At 34.1% G+C, this 20,697-nt stretch carries 24 protein-coding genes; 1 reads left to right on the top strand and 23 read right to left on the bottom strand.

Going from position 1 to position 20,697, the window contains the following annotated elements:
• Nucleotides 1-127: 127 nt before the first annotated feature.
• From MHB39_RS07355 to MHB39_RS07310, 10 genes are all read right to left on the bottom strand, one after another.
• On the bottom strand, nt 128-805 hold the full coding sequence (locus tag MHB39_RS07355; protein WP_342546115.1) for a Rha family transcriptional regulator: 678 nt from the start codon (nt 803-805) through the stop codon (nt 128-130).
• Between the two features lie 236 nt (nt 806-1,041).
• Nucleotides 1,042-1,995, bottom strand: coding sequence for a hypothetical protein (locus MHB39_RS07350; protein WP_342546114.1), 954 nt, complete (start codon nt 1,993-1,995; stop codon nt 1,042-1,044).
• 111 nt (nt 1,996-2,106) lie between these two features.
• Nucleotides 2,107-2,688 (bottom strand): hypothetical protein, encoded by a 582-nt coding sequence (locus tag MHB39_RS07345; RefSeq protein ID WP_342546113.1) that lies wholly within the window; start codon nt 2,686-2,688, stop codon nt 2,107-2,109.
• Nucleotides 2,689-2,757: 69 nt separating this feature from the next.
• On the bottom strand, nt 2,758-2,946 hold the full coding sequence (locus MHB39_RS07340; protein ID WP_342546112.1) for a hypothetical protein: 189 nt from the start codon (nt 2,944-2,946) through the stop codon (nt 2,758-2,760).
• 264 nt (nt 2,947-3,210) lie between these two features.
• Nucleotides 3,211-6,012 (bottom strand): hypothetical protein, encoded by a 2,802-nt coding sequence (locus MHB39_RS07335; protein ID WP_342546111.1) that lies wholly within the window; start codon nt 6,010-6,012, stop codon nt 3,211-3,213.
• Between the two features lie 432 nt (nt 6,013-6,444).
• Nucleotides 6,445-7,119 carry a hypothetical protein gene (locus MHB39_RS07330; RefSeq protein ID WP_342546110.1) on the bottom strand — a complete coding sequence of 225 codons (675 nt, stop codon included), beginning with the start codon at nt 7,117-7,119 and terminating at the stop codon, nt 6,445-6,447.
• Between the two features lie 17 nt (nt 7,120-7,136).
• Nucleotides 7,137-7,325 (bottom strand): hypothetical protein, encoded by a 189-nt coding sequence (locus tag MHB39_RS07325; protein WP_342546109.1) that lies wholly within the window; start codon nt 7,323-7,325, stop codon nt 7,137-7,139.
• Between the two features lie 23 nt (nt 7,326-7,348).
• Nucleotides 7,349-7,936, bottom strand: a complete 588-nt coding sequence (locus MHB39_RS07320) for a YkyB family protein (protein ID WP_342546108.1) — start codon at nt 7,934-7,936, stop codon at nt 7,349-7,351.
• A gap of 896 nt (nt 7,937-8,832) precedes the next feature.
• On the bottom strand, nt 8,833-9,132 hold the full coding sequence (locus tag MHB39_RS07315; RefSeq protein WP_342546107.1) for a hypothetical protein: 300 nt from the start codon (nt 9,130-9,132) through the stop codon (nt 8,833-8,835).
• Nucleotides 9,133-9,394: 262 nt separating this feature from the next.
• Nucleotides 9,395-9,541 carry a hypothetical protein gene (locus MHB39_RS07310; protein ID WP_342546106.1) on the bottom strand — a complete coding sequence of 49 codons (147 nt, stop codon included), beginning with the start codon at nt 9,539-9,541 and terminating at the stop codon, nt 9,395-9,397.
• Nucleotides 9,542-9,682: 141 nt separating this feature from the next.
• Here MHB39_RS07310 and MHB39_RS07305 point away from each other — a divergent pair, with 141 nt between their 5' ends.
• Nucleotides 9,683-9,895 carry a helix-turn-helix transcriptional regulator gene (locus MHB39_RS07305; protein ID WP_342546104.1) on the top strand — a complete coding sequence of 71 codons (213 nt, stop codon included), beginning with the start codon at nt 9,683-9,685 and terminating at the stop codon, nt 9,893-9,895.
• A 20-nt stretch (nt 9,896-9,915) separates the two neighbouring features.
• Here MHB39_RS07305 and MHB39_RS07300 read toward each other — a convergent pair whose 3' ends face one another.
• The 13 genes from MHB39_RS07300 to MHB39_RS07240 all read right to left on the bottom strand — a co-directional run bounded on the left by MHB39_RS07300 (nt 9,916) and on the right by MHB39_RS07240 (nt 20,661).
• Nucleotides 9,916-10,671 carry a helix-turn-helix domain-containing protein gene (locus MHB39_RS07300; RefSeq protein ID WP_342546103.1) on the bottom strand — a complete coding sequence of 252 codons (756 nt, stop codon included), beginning with the start codon at nt 10,669-10,671 and terminating at the stop codon, nt 9,916-9,918.
• 228 nt (nt 10,672-10,899) lie between these two features.
• Nucleotides 10,900-11,940, bottom strand: a complete 1,041-nt coding sequence (locus MHB39_RS07295; RefSeq protein ID WP_342546101.1) for a site-specific integrase — start codon at nt 11,938-11,940, stop codon at nt 10,900-10,902.
• Nucleotides 11,941-12,043: 103 nt separating this feature from the next.
• A complete protein-coding gene (gene ndk, locus MHB39_RS07290) occupies nt 12,044-12,460 on the bottom strand; it encodes a nucleoside-diphosphate kinase (protein ID WP_016994415.1) in 417 nt (138 codons plus the stop codon).
• Between the two features lie 86 nt (nt 12,461-12,546).
• A complete protein-coding gene (hepT, locus tag MHB39_RS07285; RefSeq protein WP_016994416.1) occupies nt 12,547-13,521 on the bottom strand; it encodes a heptaprenyl diphosphate synthase component II in 975 nt (324 codons plus the stop codon).
• Between the two features lie 19 nt (nt 13,522-13,540).
• Nucleotides 13,541-14,245, bottom strand: a complete 705-nt coding sequence (locus MHB39_RS07280) for a demethylmenaquinone methyltransferase (RefSeq protein WP_036079853.1) — start codon at nt 14,243-14,245, stop codon at nt 13,541-13,543.
• A 15-nt stretch (nt 14,246-14,260) separates the two neighbouring features.
• A complete protein-coding gene (locus tag MHB39_RS07275) occupies nt 14,261-15,028 on the bottom strand; it encodes a heptaprenyl diphosphate synthase component 1 (RefSeq protein ID WP_342546099.1) in 768 nt (255 codons plus the stop codon).
• 263 nt (nt 15,029-15,291) lie between these two features.
• Complete coding sequence (gene mtrB / locus MHB39_RS07270; RefSeq protein WP_004232621.1) at nt 15,292-15,510, bottom strand: trp RNA-binding attenuation protein MtrB; 219 nt, start codon at nt 15,508-15,510, stop codon at nt 15,292-15,294.
• Nucleotides 15,511-15,572: 62 nt separating this feature from the next.
• Complete coding sequence (folE, locus tag MHB39_RS07265; RefSeq protein WP_009370809.1) at nt 15,573-16,142, bottom strand: GTP cyclohydrolase I FolE; 570 nt, start codon at nt 16,140-16,142, stop codon at nt 15,573-15,575.
• A gap of 219 nt (nt 16,143-16,361) precedes the next feature.
• A complete protein-coding gene (locus tag MHB39_RS07260) occupies nt 16,362-16,634 on the bottom strand; it encodes an HU family DNA-binding protein (RefSeq protein ID WP_004232618.1) in 273 nt (90 codons plus the stop codon).
• A gap of 198 nt (nt 16,635-16,832) precedes the next feature.
• Nucleotides 16,833-18,311 (bottom strand): stage IV sporulation protein A, encoded by a 1,479-nt coding sequence (spoIVA, locus tag MHB39_RS07255; RefSeq protein ID WP_016993351.1) that lies wholly within the window; start codon nt 18,309-18,311, stop codon nt 16,833-16,835.
• Nucleotides 18,312-18,403: 92 nt separating this feature from the next.
• Complete coding sequence (locus MHB39_RS07250) at nt 18,404-19,186, bottom strand: hypothetical protein (protein ID WP_342546098.1); 783 nt, start codon at nt 19,184-19,186, stop codon at nt 18,404-18,406.
• Between the two features lie 22 nt (nt 19,187-19,208).
• The gene (locus tag MHB39_RS07245; RefSeq protein ID WP_004232605.1) at nt 19,209-19,421 is read right to left on the bottom strand and encodes a DUF2768 domain-containing protein; all 213 of its coding nucleotides are present in this window, start codon (nt 19,419-19,421) and stop codon (nt 19,209-19,211) included.
• A 223-nt stretch (nt 19,422-19,644) separates the two neighbouring features.
• Nucleotides 19,645-20,661, bottom strand: a complete 1,017-nt coding sequence (locus tag MHB39_RS07240) for an NAD(P)H-dependent glycerol-3-phosphate dehydrogenase (protein ID WP_016993349.1) — start codon at nt 20,659-20,661, stop codon at nt 19,645-19,647.
• Between the last annotated feature and the right edge of the window lie 36 nt (nt 20,662-20,697).

Here is a 20,697-nt window from a genome sequence, read left to right as displayed (position 1 = left end):
GAGTATCTCTCACTGTAACTCCGACATAATGTCTGTGTTAACAATTTCATCTTAAACCAGTGTTATGCCCTACTCTTCTTAAATAATCCCCAATAGTTATGTATAAAATATTATTACTTTATATGTATTAGATTGCTTTCTTTGCATGAGATACTTTTTGTCCATACGATCTATTATTGATCTCATCAATGTCACGTAAGATGCGCTCACGCAATGCAATAACATCCTCTCGCATACGATAATAATTTGAATTATTAATACTTCCATTTTCTTTACATTTTAAATCTACCGCAACTAAAATATGCTCCAATTGTCTGATACGCTGTTTAACATTCAATCGTTTACGTGACCATTTTGTAAAGTTATCATACGCCTTACTCAAATCATCAACTTCATTTTTAAAGTAACGTTTAACACGTTGAGCAGTTTTAAACTTTACATCATAATACTCAAAGTCAAATACTGGTGAAGCTACTTTAACAGTATCTAACTCTTTAAGTTGTCGCTCCGTCTCATTAAATGCATTAATATAATCCAACTTAAATTGCATAGCTTTCTTACCATTAAAACCGAATGCTAGTAATGTAAAACCATCTTTAGTTAAATTGTAAGCACGTTGCTCACGTTTGTATTTATCTAGTATTTTAGTCTCAATAAACATCTCTCCAAAAATGGATACATCTTTTTTGAGCATGTCAATATCACGTAGTACATGAGCATGTTGCTTTCCAAAATCTTCGGCAATCTGTTTACTTGTTGCATATACTTGACCATTTTCTTTTACTAGCTCAATAATTTTTACCATCTATTTAATCTCCATTTCAATTTTATATTTTATAGTTTGTTTATTTTATGTATAATAAGAAGCCTTTCACCTTCTTCGACCTCACTGTTATTTGATAACGGTGTTTTATCACCCAACTATAAAATTGTATGGAGGCTAAACTGTTGCCTGTAAGTCCTGTCAATCATGTCGACAAGAGTCCTAATTAAGTCGGCAATTAAGCCAAGTAGATCACTGCACCATGACCCAAATATGTATTAAAGTGTTACATGCCTACTAAATAATTTATCAACCTTATGTAATACTTCATTTTCTGGTGTATCTATCCCATATCCATGTGCAAGCATGTCTTGTAATTCATTATAAAAATTACAAACTTCTTGATGAAATTGATTAAACTCGTTTACCTTAAAATCAGTTAAACCTTCAAATTCATCCTCGAATAACATATTGACTAACTCTAAGATACTCTCACGACTCCAAATTTTATTAGTAATTGCTTCATGTAAAAATCCGATTGCTGTCATAAAACTACTATTTTTTAGTATGTTACTTTTATGTCGATTTTTAAAATAATAGTGTTTAATCATGGCGATATTATCACCATATACTGTACTAAACATGCTGTTATCATAGCCGTAAACGTATTTATGTACATCCACTAATTTAACTGTATAGTCATCTAATAAATCTCTGAGAGAGATTAAATCATCATTAAACTTACTTAAAAATAAATAATGTGACTCATCATCATCTTCTTCAATAAAATTCCACAATTCACCAGATACCTCTCGCTGTAAATCAACATCAACCGTAGTATCAGTATTAAATAAGTCAATAAATGATTCACCTAAAACTGATTCAACAATGGGTTTCATTCCTTCTCCAGCATTTTGGATAACTACATCAAACAACTCATATGTAGCATCGATAAAATTAGCTGTTCCCCATTCGAGATATCCTTTATTATAATAGTAATCTTTACATTTGATTAGATTATCAATATAGACTTTATCTGCTTTGTGATTATAAATTATCGAGTGTACCTCTTGCAGACCATAGATTACATCCTCTACATATGTTGTTATTTCATCAACATCTAGACGACAATCTCTAAACACCGCCATAGATTCCTCATTATTTTTTGTTAGAGCCTTTAATTTATCAATCGTTAAGCTTACATTCTCTAATTTTTTAATTGTTTTTGTCATAATATAAATTTCCCCTTTTCACCTTTTATTTTAATATGTAAAATTATGTATTATACTCTGTGAGCGCAATCGAAATCTTATTATATGTATTGTTGTAATACTCAAATCGTCTTATTGCGCTTTATTATAAAAACCCAACACATTGTACTGGATAGTTGTATAGCTGCATCCTAATTCATCTGCTTTTGCAAAATACCAATCCATTTTATTTTTCTTTACATTTTTAAACTCTTCACGCAATTGCGTTACTTCGTCTTTTGTTAATCTACGTCTAGTTGTAGCCTTTCTCGCTTTAGACATATTGCCTGGGCGTGTATCTAACTCAAGATTCCACCATGTATTAACTCTTCGCCATTCTATACCTACTTTTTTGTGATTAACCTCATTAAATCCAAATCGTTTCCATTCTCCAATTTGCATTTCGAGGAGTGCAGCCATTACAACTTGATGAGCAGGATATGATCGACTTCCCTCTTTTTTGCCAGATAGATTTACAAAACAATAGCCGATTTTATTTGCTTCAGCTTTTTTTAGTTTGAGTTTATCTCCTACTTTTTGATAAATTAATCCGTTGTTAATATCTACCGTGTACTTGTCATCAAAGCCTTTTAAATCTCTAAAATATGGCTTACTTAAATCCAAATCCAAATCTTTAACAATACCTTCTACTAATTCTTCAAAAATATTTTTCAATTAAATTTCCCCTTTTTTAACTTATAAGAGCCTCTCATCTCTCCAATTGTCCTTGCTGTTAAACATTTATTAAACAACTTTATATGTATCAATAAAGCTGACTAAATCATTTTGCATTGTTTCGGTCATCTGGGCTTTACCACTAAAAAACTGTGATACCCAACTTACAGAGACGTTTAAATGGGCACTATAATCCTTCATTCTCAACCCTTTTTTTTTGCCCTTCGCTAATAAATCAATACGTTCTTCAAAATTCATTACTATTTTTTCACCTCGATTTCTTTTATTTCATTGATATTTATAATGATACATGCTAATGTTATATGTGGGTAAATCCGTTTAATCTGTTTAAAAATTAAGTTTAAAAAATATCCCTCTCATACCTTTATAAAAAAGGTTGGACTGCTACCCCTAGTCGTAGTCAAGCAACAGTCCTAAAAAAAGGAGGAAATTTAAGTGAGGAATGGAAAGCATCTCTACTCTCCATTAGTCAAACTTCCAAACATGCCACAAACCATTGATTTAACTAGCTTTCTTGCTGATTTCTTTTTTAGTTCCGTTAAAATTTTCACTAAAAATGTTGACGAATACTTCTTTATGTGATCTAATTATAATTTTAAGCAATCTATTGTACTTCTTATCAATTTTTACTTTTGCATTCGGATCGTGGATATCTGAAATAAACGAATAAATAGTTTCAGGCTTTATTTTTAACTTACCAATCCTAGTTTCAAATTTTCGTGCAACATCATCAATTAATGTAAATTGTTTTTCTTTGTCTTTAACATCCACATAGATTTTCGCAATTGCATCTTCTAATTCTTCTCCAATTTCTATTAATTTCCTCTTTTGGTTGCGATTCGCTTTATCTTTATCTAATGAGTGATTTAACAGATCAATAAGTTCGTTAGTTTTTGTAGGTTTTGCATTCTCATCTTCATCTAAAATATCTTGAAGCATATCCATTGGAGTTTTAAATTGTACATACATCACTTCTTTACGCTTTTTACGGTCAATATTTTCAAAAAATGAAGGTTTAAATTTTTTCTTTTCTTCTGGTACTTCTTCAAATTTTAAAATGTCAGCATCTTTATTTATGTACTTATTAACCGCCAACACCACTGAACGGACAGCCTTTTTAACGTCAATCTCAAATGTTTTCTTTGCAACATCAATCGCTAACGTACTAAGTGCAGCAACTAAATTAGTAAGCTGCAACACCTGTTCAGCTTTTTCATTCTCTCCAATCGATTGTAAATGATGGAATAATGACATCGCCAACTGTCCACTATTTACACATTCACCTATCACTGTTTTAGATTCAGCAATTTTATTATCTGCTTTAGCCATATCAATGTCTGTCAGCTTATAAACTATTGCTTCATTTTCTGATTCTCTTACACTGGTTTCACATACTAGATAATCTTCATTGGCCTTTTTAGCCAATCTAACTACCGTGCTATTAGTAGTTGCGTGTACAAAATCCGAGTCAAAATCAGCCCCTGAAAGTCGGGACATGATAGAGTGATTCACTGAATTAACAACTATTATCTCTTTACTTACTTTTATGTATTTCTTAATCTTACTATTATATGTATTATGTACCGCTAAAATATTACTCATATTTGTATGCGGATTACGATGTAAAGCAATTTCTTCACCAAAATCAAATTGAGTAGTGTAAACTTGATTACCATTCAACTCTAAATTATTTAAATCTAATTTATCAATCGCTTGTTGAAGTAACTCAATTGGATTAGACAGCATTGTTAAATTGTCGCCTTGTACACGAACTTTTCCTTTTGCTACTCGTTTTTTATAGCGATTAACCACTTGACTGCGGTAATCTTTAAACATTTTTGTGTAAATAACTTCAGGGTTAATCTCAAATAAATTTACGTAAAAATCATTCAAATTATTATCATTACTTGTAGCTTTTAAGTGCTCAATTAATGTCGATGGGTTATTCTTTAAATTATCTATGTATTCCATTTCAATTGCCAATAACTCATTCATATCATCTTGGCTAGCTAATAAAGCATTAATCATCTGGTATGACATTTGTTGGGTTACAGTTCCATCTTCTAGTTTCGGGGCTTGTGACGGTTTATCATATTTACATACCCCAAACATTTCTCCTTCATCTCTAACTAAATCTTTCCAATATTTATACATCGCATTTTTATTTTCGTTAACAGAATCCAAACCCATCTTATATGCCATCTTAAACATTTTCATTGAATTAGGTGTGACAATCATCTTTACATTTTCAGCTAAAATAGGATTGCCGAACATGTCTTGTAAAACCCACTCATCATATTTAACGCCATCTGGACAGTTATCTTTTAAAAATAATTGAATATCAGTTTTAAACGCTGCCGATTTAAAGAAGTGATTTCGTAACAATATAAATGATTTGTCTGCATAACCTGAAGCTTCGAAAATACTCACATCGAGTAATGATTCACCATCGAAAATATCATTTGTAATTGAATGGTTATCAACTTTTTCAACAGTTAATCTCTTCTTCTTTCCTTTACCCTCAGCATAAACTAAGTTTACATCTTCACTAAATGTAGATTTCACATCATCAACCAGTAAAATATCATCAACTTTAATATTAATTAAACCTTGTATTGCTGAACCGATTAACGATTCATACGCTCGCAAACTTACGAGGTCAATAGTTTCTTCTTCATCATATTCAAGCCCCATACGCTGCCAATTTGTCATTTGTTTATGTAATGTCTTATCGATAAATAACACCTCTCCTTTGCGGCTCTTAGATGATGAGCGAGCAAATTGTACGTATTCAATTCTTTCAATTTTATCTGCTTTTTTATAGTCGATAAAGAAGCCATCTTGATATAATAATTCACGTAATTTTTCAACTTTTACGGATTTCCAATCCTCATTATTTTTAGCCTTTTCAATTTTATCTAAATATGCGTTCGATTCCTCTATGTTCTTATTTAGTTTTTTAATTTCATTTTCCTTATTAATTTCGAGTTTCAACTTTTCAATCTCATTTTTATACCCTTCAATTCTACTTTTAGTACGCTCAATTACCGTTTCTGCTTCATCTACGTCATAACCGAACGAGACATTCACTACTGCATTCGATAATAATTTATTAGGATTAAATTTACTCCTAAACGTTTTGAATCCTTTAAGAGACTCTAATTTAATCAATTGTAATGAGTGAGGTATTTTCCCAATGTAATCATGAGTCAAGTAGTCCCCTCGTTTATTATTTGCATAAATCTTATTAGCCTCAATAGATTGAATATAAACTCCGTTATTATTATTATTATTTTTACCCAATATAATCTCCTCCATTTTCCTTTTTTAAAGTTAGTATTCTTTTAACCTAAATCAATTTGATGTTGGTTAATAATTTCCTCCATTTTCCTTTTTTATGGCTTATTTTTTATGTCAAAAAAGCACCAAAATCACCTTAATTTTTATCACTTTTACCTAACTCCTTTTTACGCAACCTCTGATTCCTTTTTACGCAACCTCTGATTCCTTTTTTCACTACCTTACCTTGCATAAAAAGGAGTGTAACAAGAAGTTAAAGATATTAAGATAATTAAGATACAGTATTTCATCTGCGCAATGTTCATTGCACATCTGATTTAAATTTTCTTCTTCTCTTTTCTTCTACTATTTAACCTTCTACTAAATTATGTACGACCACTTCTATCTTCTTCTATTATTATATGTACAACCATTAAATTTAAATTATGTATTTATCTAACTAATTATCTTATCCCACAATACGAAATAGTGATTATTCCATTTTTCGAATCCGAAATCACCTTGTTCAGCCCTGTGCTTATCTATCTTTAACATTTTATTTTTAACCAATAAGTTATTGTATTTAATGATAGCGTTATGACTTATCCCAGTGTCATTCTTGATTGTTTCAAAACAGGGAAAGGCGAATAGCCTCAATATCTGCTTACGATTAATAAAGGATTCATAATAATACATAAGTCTTAAACCGTAAGGCTTTATTGTATTAACCTTGTCGAGTAATTCACTTGGTAGTTGTGTAAAAGGCTCTGAAGCAACCTCTGATAGTGTGATGATTAGCGGACTATGTATGGGCATCTTTAAAATCTTCTCTTCTATTAATCCTTGATTATGTAGATTTTGAAATGCTACTAATAATGGTCGATTATCCTTCATTCCTAATTCGTGACGTACCTTTCTGTGATCTAGCTGTAATTTACTGTCTCGTTCCCTGAAGGACTCTCGCTTTAAATAGATATAAAGTGCAAATGCATTTACAGTGATATCCCTATTTTTGATAACGCTGTTGGGTATTTGTATTACAGTTCGATATTTCTTTCTTGGTTGCTCTGGTAACACCTCTACATTATTAAAAATCTCATCAAAATAATCATTATTTACTTGTTCGCTCATAAAATGTCCTCTCTAGTTTAGTTTGATTTTTTTAATTGTTGAATCTGTGTCATTGCCTTATTTAATCTATCTGTTTGTATAAAGCTGTATACTTTTTTATTTGCATCCTCAAACGAATCAAATGTATAAAACTTTTGACCAGTTAAATAAGACAATGCACAAGCTAAATTCTTATTAAAAATCGTGTAATACTTAGTTTCTTGCATCATAACCCTCCTTTCTTTTATTCTTAAGATATGTATCTATTTAATAGATTTTCAGCTTCAAAAAAATTAAGACTTACGTCACGAGTTCTTACAGATGAAACTTCATGATCTAGTACTCCCAAACAAGTCAGATCAGCAATTTCACTTTTGGAAACAGGTCGATGAAATGTAAAATCACCTAACTGTAACAACATTAAATATCCATCAAACATTGTGTGATAACCTTTAATTTCAATTTTTTCTTCTGATAGTAATTTGTTAATCACTGATTCTTTTAAATCGTATAATTTAAACTGTCTAGTTTTTGCAGCTTGTACAACTGAATGCTTTCTTTGATGATAATTTTCATTTTTAGTATCCCGACTAACTTTTGCAGATTTATTGATTAAGTAAAGGGACTCCGCAATACTTTGTAGTGTAATAGGGTGTTCTGTGACTTTACGCTTTTTTATCTCTATACAGTTGTCGATATGATATAAATAATAGTTACCCCATTTATTATGTACATAAAGTTTAGCTGTAGCGTCATATTGCGATTCATCAAATGGCTTTAAACCAAATTCATTTTTTAATTTAGTTTTAGTGTAGTATCCATCTTCTACATTTTCCAAGAATGAAAATGCGGTAAATCTTTAACTTCCATTTCAATTCCTCCTTCTTCTCCTTTTACCTTTTATTAGGTGATATAAGGGCATATAATCTACATTATTTTACCGATTTCTATTTACACCCGTTTTATATCATGCTATACTCTGAGTACAGCAAATCTTATACCTATTAAACTATCTCCTTTCAAAAATAGGTAGAATGAAACCAACACATTTGCGAATTATATTGCAAGTGTTTATTTGCGTTTCATCGTTTTATGTATTTATTAATATTATAATGTAAAAGTTGGAGAAGTGACAGTCAAAGTTAAAAATATTTTTAGCATACCCTCCAACACTAAATGCAAACTTTTATTAGCTGCTCTTAAACTCATCTAAATAATAATAGAAAATTATCTAAGTAGCTAGTCGATGGCTAATCTTTTTTTAGAGACCACAAAATTGTTGTCGTTGAGAGCGACACTAGAGTAAAGGTAGTCGTCAAAAATCGGATGACATTTATTCCAAAATTGGAAAGCAAAACAAAATCAACGTGTCTCATAGCAGGTCACTTTATACGTATGATAAGGGTAATCCTTTAATACTTTAAAGCTAATTACCCATCATCGGTAATTTGGATCCTGAGTGGAACAACGACTACAACTCAGAAATTATGTCTGACTTAACCATAGCGATACTATCGCAGGGGTATTTGTCACAGTTAGACATACCAATTAAGTAACATAAAAAGGTACACGGAATTACATTGCATAAAGAAATGGATCATGATACTATACTTACTATAAAGGGAAGGGACATAATGTCCCCTCCGACTTACTTTCGACGACTATTCTTCTTTCGTTTTGCGGACGGCTTAGAAAAAAGTCATTCTTAACTATTACAAATTGTAATAGTTCTTTTTATTTACACGGTTCTCCAATTAAACCTTTGTCAATTGCCTCCTGCATCTCATCATCATTTAAAATTAAATTACCTCTATCATCTAAAAACTCACGCTCAACACCTGTCTCTGGATCGCATTGAGCAATCTTTGTGAAATAAGATTCCACAATTTCAATCGGATGTTTGCGTCCTGATCTGCTCTCTAAATTAGTGTGGTCTTTTAAAAAGTTGTTAAAGTAGACCATTAATTCAACAGGGTCAATATCATTTGCAACAAATGCTACTTTCATTTCACAATAATTGTTATTGTTTGTCATTTAAATTTCTCCCTTTTTGTGCTTTATTTTATGTTTATTTTATGAATTGTACCGTAACGGTTGTAACTAAATACTTCATTATTATTAAAGGTCACTACGATTGATTGAGTAGCTTTGTTTATAGTCAAGTCAACAATGCAAGTTAATCTGTATTCATCTCCACAATTATCAGAGATTGTCTGATGGTATGCATTGATTTGGATTAAAAATTTATATTGCAAGTTAGTCAACTGTGATAACAATTGAGACATTTAAACCTCCCTTAGATTGTAGTGATAATAATTATGATAGCTAGTATTTCTGTAAACAATAGTAAAAATTGAAGCCAGTAATCTGTGATGACTATTTCTTCGTCTGGTGTGTCTGGTAGGTAGTTAAAGTAACGAATGATTGCAATTGCTATGTTCAAATTATCACCTCTTCGACTTATATAAATAACATATTACAGTAATAAGTAATTTAAATCAATAATAAATTACGATAAAGTGTAATTTATTTAAGATTGAGGTATTATATAAATAAATACATAAAATTAAACGGCGGTGATAAAATGACAAAGATCAAACTCAAACTAGATAAACAGCTAAAAGAAAGAAAACTAAGACAAAAGGATTTTGCTGAGAAATCTAAATTAAGACCTGCTACAATTAGTTTGATGGTCAATAACAAATATGATCGTCTTCAACTTGACCACTTATTAAGTGTAATGCAAACTTTAAACATTACCGACTTTAACGAAATACTAGAAATTATTGAGGATTAGCGTATAGCTATTCCTTTTTTTTAATTGAGTCCAAATGCATCATGTAAGCGTGATTTAAGCTGAATAGAGCGTGTTATAGCTTTGATAGAGTAAAATAGTAATCCATGTAACGATTTAGCTTTACCACGTTTATATGCATTGATAACGCTTAAAATGGACTCTCTATACTCCTGTTCATATTCCTCGATTTGAATTGACTTATCTATTGTTGCTTTAGCTTTATAAATTACTCCAACAATGCTATACAAATCATCTACATTAAAAAATGCAGATAAAAATTGCAATGGTTTTGGTAATTTGATTGTTAGTCCTTTTTTGATTAGAGATTCTTTATCGACATTTTTAGACAATGCTACTGTATCATCTGTATTATTAATATTTTTAGTATTTAATAGAGTCTCTTTGTCTGGACATTCTGTTTGGACATTAACATCTACATTTTTAATTACTAGGATATTTGTAGAGCGTCTTTTATCTCCGTTGTGACGTTTGCTATCATATTTTTTAATCACGTTTAAATCGACTAATACAGCTATTGCACGTTGTACAGTTTTGTAACTAATATTTAATTGTTCAGCAATCTTTTTTTGAGATAAATAACAAACTCCAACGTATTTACAAGCCCATTGCGAAATAAAGTCTAAAACTGCATAAGTAGACTTTGTTAATTGAGATTTAAATTGCTGTTTGTAGTGCTTAACAGCTACGTTCATTTCGTCAATCGTGGCGAATGATTGTAGTGATTGGTATGTTTCGTGAGTGTTTAGTAGTGTCATAATTGTATTCGCTCCTTATATTTGGTGGCGAATAACACTAAAATTGAATGCATTTATGTAAGAAGGCATCTTAAATAAGCGTTTGTCCTTGTATTTTTTGAACAAAAGCTGTAAAATGATTTACATAAATACACTTATATAGCCGTAGGAAGCATATTAGTGTTATTCAGTTTTGAGAGGATTAGTGTTAGCGCACTTGTCCTCTTTTTTGTTTTTTGATTATGATATTTAAATATAGTCACGTAAGTTTTTGGCCACTGTATTTGGATTAAGTCCTAAATAGATAGATGTAGTAGTTAAATCAGAGTGTGCTAATGCATGTGACACTAAATTTATATCTGCCCCTGAGTTAATCAGACGCTGTGCAAACAATCTCCTCAGCGAATGAGCATTTATATTTTTTAGTCCCCATTTTTTACTGTACACCCATAAGTTTTTTGCTATTAAATTAGAAGGTGATTTCGTATTGGATATTGGTACACCAGTATTAGATAAGAAGATATAATCATTTTTCTGTTTATGTTCTCTTCTAATTTTCTCGTTTTCAGCAATGAGTTTTTTTAACAAAATACACATATCCTTTGACAAAGGTAAAAATAGTGGTTTGTGTGACTTCATGATGTCTCCTTGCAATTTTAATAATTGATTATCAAAGTCAATATTTTGTTCCCTAATCTCTCCTAGAGTTTTTATACGGACACCTGTTTTGACTAAAAATATAATTGCAACACTGTCTCTAAATCCGCTGTAAGTAGATTTGTCTAATAGCGATAGTAGTAAAGTTATCTCTTGTTCTGTAGCAGCTTCCTTAACCGTCTTATTTACTTTTATTTTAAGATTCATCCAAAATTTAGAGCTATACCACCCATTGTCGTGACACTTACTTAAAACAGCTTTAATTTGCTTTAAAATCCCATTCAAAGATGAATCTTTAACATCTCCAAGACTAGCTAAAAAATCATAAATCTTTTGACTGTTAATTTGATGTAGATATTCAACTTTAGTAACATCCACAAAGCGATTAAAATTATAGTTATAAGTTTGGATAGTTCTCGCTCTTAAACCACTTAATTTCCATTGCTGATTCAAAATTTTTAACGCTTGCTCAACTGATATATTACGATTATCAATATCATCGATTACATCTATTTTTAAAATTGAGTTGTGAGCTTGCTTTTTTACAAAAACTTCTTCCGAAGCTTTGTCTGAATTTAGATGAAATAAACTTAAATCAATATTTGTATCCACTTTGTTGTATTTTTTTGACAAATAAAAAACCCCCTAACATATTTGTTAGAAGGTAAAATTTCATCGAAAAATAGATGATTTTTTAATTAGTTATTTTCGCAGTTAAATCCTATCATCAGAAAAATTAAACTAAATCTTCACCGAAGAATAAGCCGATTTCGCGCTCTGCAGAAGCAAGAGAGTCAGAACCATGGATGATGTTGTGAGAAACAGTTGTTGCGTAGTCACCACGGATTGTACCTGGGTTAGATTCTTCAGGTTTTGTTGCACCCATCATTGTACGAGCAAGCTTGATTACGTTCTCGCCTTCCCATACCATAGCGAATACAGGACCAGAAGTGATGAAATCAACTAATTCACCGAAGAATGGACGCTCAGCATGCTCAGCATAGTGCTTTTCAGCTAATTCTTTAGGAATTACCATTAATTTAGCACCTTTCATTACAAAACCGCGACGTTCAAAACGATCAACGATGTCTCCTACTACTTGACGTTCAACGCCGTCAGGCTTAACCATTAAAAAAGTTTGTTCAATTGCCATGTTTAAAACACTCCTTAAATTCGTCTAACAGGTTTTACACCTACCGATAAATATTAACAAAAAATGAGCCTTTGTACAACAAAAAGCTAGAATTTGCGCTTACCCATGAACAATGCAACATCACGTAATTTTTTCTTAACGGGATGTTTTGGTAAAGCATCAATTTCCTGTAAGGCTTTTTTCAAATATTTATCACTCATACGATTAGCTTGCTCAATTGCATGAGATTTACGCACATATTGCAACATATTTTGACGTTCCGATTCTGTTAACGTGCCTGCAAACACTTTAACTAAGTAAGGCTGCATCTCCGGATCATCTTTCAATAATAAAATCGGTAAAGTAATATTGCCCTGCAGTAAATCACTACCTGCTGGCTTCCCTAGTTCTTTATCGGTTGCCATAATATCTAAAACATCATCGATAATTTGGAAGCTCATGCCCACAAAGTAGCCGAAGCGCTTTAAATGCCGAACTGTTTTAGCATCAACCCCAGCTGCCACAGCCCCTAGCTCACAGCTTGAAGAAATAAGTAATGCTGTTTTGCGTTTGATTCTTCTAAAATAATCTTTTAAACCTTGATCTAATCTAAATTTATCTTCTATTTGAATGACTTCACCGTTACAAATCTCCACCATCGTACGGGCTAAAATTTGATGAACAAGTGGGTCTTCTAACTTTGTTATATATTCTAGCGCACGTGCGAAAATAAAATCGCCTGTGTACATCGCTACCCTGTTATTCCACTGTGATTTGACAGTCGGGCGCCCTCTTCGCATATTGGAGTCGTCAATGACATCATCATGTACAAGCGATGCCATATGAATGAGTTCTAAAGGTACTGCTACATCCTTCATCTTCTCAATGTCATAATCACCAAATTTTGCGCCTAGTAACACAAAAATTGGTCGTATCCGTTTGCCACCAGCTTGTAATAAATGGAGAGAAGCATCGTTGATCAAATATGAAGACGAGTCCACCGCTTTTTCTAACTCTCGTTCAATGATATCGATATCTGATTTCAAATCGGAATAGAGTAGTTTTAACTTCATCTTTTCCACGTGTGAAAACCTTCCCCCATTAACGTACCTTTTTAAAGCCCATATGCATTGCCGCAGCCCCGCCACTGTATGCTTTGTACGTTACTTTTTCTAATCCTGCCTGCTGAAACAATGCCGCTAACTTCTTCATACCTGGGAAATCATTCGCAGATTCCTGAAGCCAAGAATACTCCTTATAGCTTTTCGCAAATATTTTACCAAATATCGGCATTATATATTTAAAATAAAAACGGAACAGTTGACGATAACCAGGAATTTCAGATTGAGATGTTTCTAAACATACCACCATACCACCTGGTTTAACAACACGATGCATTTCCTTCAACACTTGTAAATAATCAGGTACATTACGAAGACCAAAGCCAATCGTCACATAATCAAACGTATCATCTGGGAAAGGTAATTCCATCGCATTTCCATGAATTAGTTCAATTTGTGGGTATGGCTCTACCTTTTTCTCGCCAACTTTTAACATGTTTTGACTAAAGTCAAGCCCTTTTACTTCTCCACTTTCACCAACAGCCTCTGCCAATGCGATCGTCCAGTCTGCCGTGCCACAGCATACATCAAGTGCTTTTGATCCAGGTTTGACTGCCATGTGCTTCATCGTATCGTTACGCCAGCCAACATGCATCTGGAAACTAATTACACCATTCATTTTATCGTAGTTTTCCGAAATACTTTCAAATACTTCGTGAACGTGTTCTTCTTTCGTTTTAGCCATTTTGAAAAACCTCTCTTATCCGTTAGTAGAAGCAATGGATGCCTCTACATGTGCATGTAAAGCTTGTTTGATATCACTTTGTAAAAAGGTTGCCTGATTAATAATCTGTGATAGCTCTGTTTTTAAATGCACAATTTTCCTTTGGATGACGCTATTAAAGGTTGCGCCATTACGTCTGACACTTTCTTCTAGTGCCTTACCCATTAAAGACATTTGACCACGTTGATAAGCTGTCCATTCTTTTTCTAAACGCAAGATTAATAAGCTTTTTTCTACAAGCGGTATATATTTACCGAAAGAATAAAGATTAAAAAATTGAGCAATTAACCCAGATTCTATCGTACTCATCGATGCATACCACTGTTCGATTGTTCGTTGTTCATTTTCATAAACTTTAATTTGTTGTTCACAACGTACCACAATACCTTGTGACAGGTTTCGAATCAATGCGACATTCCCTGACATCGCTAATATTTCATAATAACGACCACTATAAAAATCCCCAGCTAAAACGGTAAGCTGCTGTTCTTTTGATGTTGCGTCTAATTCTTTTATATGATCGTGAGCCGCTAATGCTGCGTACACTATGCCAACAGTAATTGCAGCCTCTTGTTGCTCTTGTTGCCACTCTTCACCATTCAAAAACGGGATTAGCAAATAAAACAATTGATTTTCATCTAGCACAGGTACACCTGTGTATTTTTGCAAAGTTCTATGACGAACATCCATGAAAATCTCTGTTTTTAACTGTGCAATTGAATTTTGAATGTATGTTGCATTCATAGACCTTACTCCATTTCACTTTCAGATACGTTAGCCCTATACAAGACTGAACGCTTGCTTACTGAGTCATTATAGCATACGCAACGATGCGGAATAAAAAAAATTTGCTTTCTTCATAGGACAGGCAGTAAAGCTTTCCCATAATTAAATGTAGGAATGCTAACTGCCCATAAACCTTATACTCAGTTTTTCACATCTAGTGTTTTTATATGTGCTTGTTGTACGCTAAACAAAATTAAAACTATCGTCAGAAACAAATTTTCTTATTTTTTCGCTTCGCTATTGATCACGCCATGTGCTGTATGAATTTGCGCTTTACCGCGTATTTTCATGGCAGACGTGTGTTCTGTAAATTGAGCAATCATTACTTCGCCGGCATCTAATTTCTCTGAATGATGGAATTTCGTATCTGTTCCACGTGTTAATCCAATGACATGTACACCATCTTCTTCTGCTTGTATAACAATATAATCTTGTGACATCTTTGTACACTCCTTAAATCCGACAAATTCTTAGTTCATCATAACATAATTAGACACGCAATTTAAGACATTTGAATAAATGACAGTACTTCTCTACGTTTCACTTCATCTTCCTCATAAATACCGCGTGCAACAGATGTCACTGTTTTAGAACCAGGTTTTTTTAATCCACGCATTGTCATACACATATGCTCAGCCTCGATCACAACATAGACACCTTTTGGCGAAAGCATCTCCATTATTGTGTCTGCTACTGAAGAGGTAATACGCTCTTGTAGTTGTGGTCTGCGGGCAATCGTCTCCACTGCACGTCCTAACTTACTCAGTCCAGCAACAACGCCGTCATTTGGTATGTATGCAACATGTGCTTTGCCATAGAATGGTACTAGATGATGCTCACACATCGAATAAAATGGAATATCTTTGACAAGCACTAGTTCTTCATGATCCTCATGAAATACCGTTTTAAAATAATCTTTAGCATCCTCATGCAAGCCGCTGAACATTTCGGCATACATTTTTGCTACACGCTTCGGCGTATCCAATAAACCTTCACGATTTACATCTTCACCTACCGCTTCTAAAATCATTTTTACCGCTTCTTCTATTTTTAATAAATCAATATTCGACATCAAAAAACCCTCCTGCATATCAAAACATTACACATTTCCCTATGCATCGTAGCACATCCAAAAGGTAAGCGCAAAATGACTTACCTGATTCATCAGAAATTCGCTTCTAGATAAGAAAATCACTGTATATTATTATGTAAAATTCAAATTTGAAGTTAAAAAGAGCAGCCTTCATGTTCGTTAACATGAAGACTGCTCTATGTAACTACTAGACGTGTATTATTTTACCGCGTCTTTAAGCGCTTTACCTGGTTTGAAAGCAGGCACCTTGCTAGCAGCGATTTCGATTTCTTTACCAGTTTGTGGGTTACGACCTTTACGAGCCGCACGTTCACGTACTTCAAAGTTACCAAAACCAATTAATTGTACTTTGTCACCCTTTGCAAGAGCATCTTGAATTGTATCAAATACAGCTTCAACTGCTTTAGAAGCGTCTTTTTTAGAAAGACCTGCAGCTTCAGCAACAGAGTTTACTAATTCTGTTTTATTCACACCATTCACCTCCTCTCAAAGGGTCATGAACCAATTCTGTAAAAAGAGTAACACATAGAAAACCGCTACGCAACTGTATTCATACATGATTATAACCAAAAAATCAGTTTTTCACCCAAAAAACAAAAATAAAAGGACTTTTCGCATAAAAACGAAAAGCCCTGCGTATATTTTTTGCATTTTTTCTGAATTTTATCACTATAAAATAAATGTTACTAAACCACGATCTCCTTCGTTAACCATACGTTCAATCGTCTGACGCATACGTTTTTTGGCAGTAGGTGGAACTGCATCCATTTTATAGCGAATACCCTCTTTTAATACTTCATGCAATGGTGTGCCAAATAATTGTGTATTCCATAAGGCATCACGATCATGTAAATAAGCATGATTTAAATCTTTTAGAAGTTGCTGACTATGGAACTCTGAGCCAATTAACGGTGCAAATTCTGACTCCATATCAACTCGGATAATATGATAGGATGGCGCTTTTGCCTTCATTCGTACGCCGAAGAAATTATTCTGTTTAATGAGCTCTGGGGCTGTTGGCTCAAATTCCTGCATCATTGGCAATGTCACGCCATAGCCTGTCGTATCAGCATCGTGAATAGCACTTTTAAATCGTTTTTGGGCCTCTTTTGCCTCTGCCGCCTCTTTGATAAAGAGTAACCAATCTTTTTTCGTTTCAATTGGTTCTTCTAGCCATTCATTACAAACTGATTTATACAATTCACCCTGTAGGGATACCCGAATTACAGCTGTTCCTACACCTGCATCTACATGAACAACTTCACTTTGGTCAATAAAGTCAATGGCTTTAAAGGCATCTGACGCCTGTTGCACATCTCGAATTTTCATAACAGAAGAAAGGACTTCCTCCATCGAATCAATCAATGCAACATTTAATGGATGTGTAGCATCTAATACATCCAGCCAGTCTGGTTTTTCCACCTCAATGGTACGAATTGGGAATTCAAATAACGCCTCTTGTAAAATATATTGAATATCCGTTTCTCTCATTTGATCAATGGACATCGCAATAACAGGGACATTGTAACGTTCAAACAATTCATTGCGAAGCTGAACCGTTTCTTCTCTCGCAGGCATTTGGCAATTGAGTAAGATGACAAATGGTTTGCCGATGTCTTTTAATTGCTCTACAATTTCCTCTTCTGCCTTCTCTGCTGCTCGTCGACTGATTCCGTTCACTGTACCATCAGTCGTTACGACAATACCAATATTCGCATGATCGCGAATCACCTTATCTGTGCCAATTTTAGCGGCTTCCTGAAATGGAATAGGCTCCGTATGCCAAGGCGTATGAACAAATTTTGGTCCATTTTCATCCTCATAGCCTTTTGTCCCATCGATAATATAACCAACACAATCTGCTAATCGAATTTGGAATGGCATTTCATCTTCACCGACCACAATACGGGTTGCTTGGGCAGGCACAAACTTCGGCTCAGCAGTCATAATGACTGGCCCCGGAGAACTTTGTGGCAACTCATCTTGTGCTCGCATTCTTTCCGTTTCATCCACAATGTTTGGTAACACGACTGATTCCATTACCTTTTTTACAAATGTTGATTTACCTACACGTACTGGACCGACAACACCAATATAAACATCGCCATTTGTGCGCTCTGCAATTTCTCTAAATACTGCTTCACTCAAGGTTTCTGCCTCCTTTATCTACGCTTTTTCACTATATGCGAGCCTGTAGACAAATATGAAAAAGCCCCTCACAAATGTAAGGAGCTTGTTTGCTATTTCTCTTTTTTCTCGGCGGCTTCTGCCTCTTGTTTTTGTAATTCTTTCGCTTTTTTGACATCCGCATTATACGTTTTCATATCATAGATAGGCTCTCCATTCTCGTCCACTGTATATGGAATAGAATAGGCAGGCACCACTGGAAATTTGTCGACAAGCAGTTGGCGAATATCATCACCTGGCTTTACATTCGGCTTATCCTCTTTTAAAAGCTGGCCTAAATCCACAGCATAGTCTACATGTAATTCACCATCACCAGTCATGAAAAGCGGTAACTCGACGCCAGAATAGGGACTTTTTACAGTTACCTCTGTTTCATAACCCAAATCTTTATAGTTGATCTGATAAACATTATCTGAAATTGACCCTTTTATTGGTAAATACTGTGTAGATAGTTTACGAATACCTATTTCACGTATACGCTCTGCCGCATTTAAATCTACTAATTTGACCGATGCCTCATTTTCAGGGTCCCAAATGATATATTGATATATACCACCTTTTTCATAGGCATTTCCAGGAATTGTCGTCAAATACTTCGGCATAAGTTTTTCAAAATCGATTAAATATTTGATATAGATATCCGTATCTAGCTCGCTATTTTTAATTGGTACTAGTCCACCTGTTGCTTCACGGTATTCATCCACAGCACGTTGAACTGCCGCTAGTTGATCGACATCAGGCGTGACCTTAGCCCTTTTTTCGTCTTCTGGGTACGCACATCCTACTAGCAATATGGCGGTTGCAAATACCAACAGCAAAGCACTTAGTTTTTTCATGTTACTGACACCTCATTATTATTTATGCTGGCCAAGTGGCAACTACAAGTACCATTAAAAATGTGCCAAGTCCAAACAGTATGTATGCACATAAATTTACGACTGTTCGTAAAAATACATTTGAAATCTTATTTCGCGCTAAATAAATTAAGCCGACTGATATAATCATAAATGCGATGCAATAAAACGACACCCACATTACATCAAGCGCAGGCATATGAGCTAACGGGCCCATTTCAAAAAACCACCTTTCTTTGAATGTCAAGACACAATCAAAGTATATTATACTATGTGCTTTTGCTAAAAAGAAATAGTTGTCCCATAACTATCAAGAAATGGACAACTCTTTTAGCATGTATTTCTATTCAACTAGTGGCACACAATAAGGCGTCTCAACAGATTCGTTGAGACACCTTATTTATGTCCATTTAATGACAAGTCTAATCAAAAAATTAATATTAATGCTTCATATCGTCTATTTCTCGTTTTTTCATACGCATCATTAAGGCATCTACTGCCACTTTCGGTTCAACATCATTAAATAGCACACTATAGAGCTCTGTGGAAATCGGCATGGCGACATCATATTTCTCTGCTAATTGATAGGCTGCCTTCGTGGTACGGACACCTTCTACGACCATGCCCATTTGATCCAGCACTTCTTGTAGCTTCATACCTTGCCCTAACATATTACCTGCACGCCAGTTTCGCGAGTGGACACTTGTACAGGTTACAATTAAGTCCCCCATACCTGTAAGCCCTGAGAACGTAAATGGATTACCACCCATTTTTACACCTAACCGTGAAATTTCTGCAAGACCTCGCGTAATAAGTGCCGCTTTTGCATTGTCTCCATAATTTAAGCCATCAGTAATACCTGCCGCTAAAGCGATAACGTTTTTCAACGCTCCTCCTATTTCTACACCAATGATATCCTCATTTGTATAGACGCGGAAGAACTGATTCATAAATAAATCCTGTACCTTTTCAGCAGCATCAATATTAGCACAAGCTGCAGTAACCGTTGTAGGATGATGCAGTACCACTTCTTCTGCATGACTTGGCCCAGAAAGAACAACAATTTCTTCCACATACATTGCTGGTAAGCTTTCTGCTAAAATCTCAGATATTCGTTTTAATGAGTCAGGCTCAATTCCTTTCGAAACATGGACAAACAACACTTTTTTTGTTAATTCAGCCGTTAGTTTCTCGCATACTTCACGAATCGCTTTTGTTGGAACAGCCACAACAATGGTTTCTGCATGAGTAGCTACCTGCGCCATATCACTCGTTGCATGTAAATTTACAGGTAGAATGGTTTCTGGTAAATATTTTTTATTCGTATGCAGTTGATTGATTTCTTCTGCCTGCTCAGCTCTATGTGTCCATACAAGCGTATCATGTCCATTTTCCGCTAGTACCATTGCCAGTGCAGTACCCCATGAGCCTGCCCCTAACACACAAACTTTTTCCATAACAAAATCCTCCCTTTGTTGGGTTGTCTATTAAGT

The sequence above is a fragment of the Lysinibacillus sp. FSL K6-4013 genome (assembly GCF_038630435.1).
In the GTDB taxonomy this organism is placed as follows: Bacteria; Bacillota; Bacilli; order Bacillales_A; family Planococcaceae; genus Lysinibacillus; species Lysinibacillus boronitolerans.
This window is presented reverse-complemented; position numbering and strand designations above follow the sequence as displayed.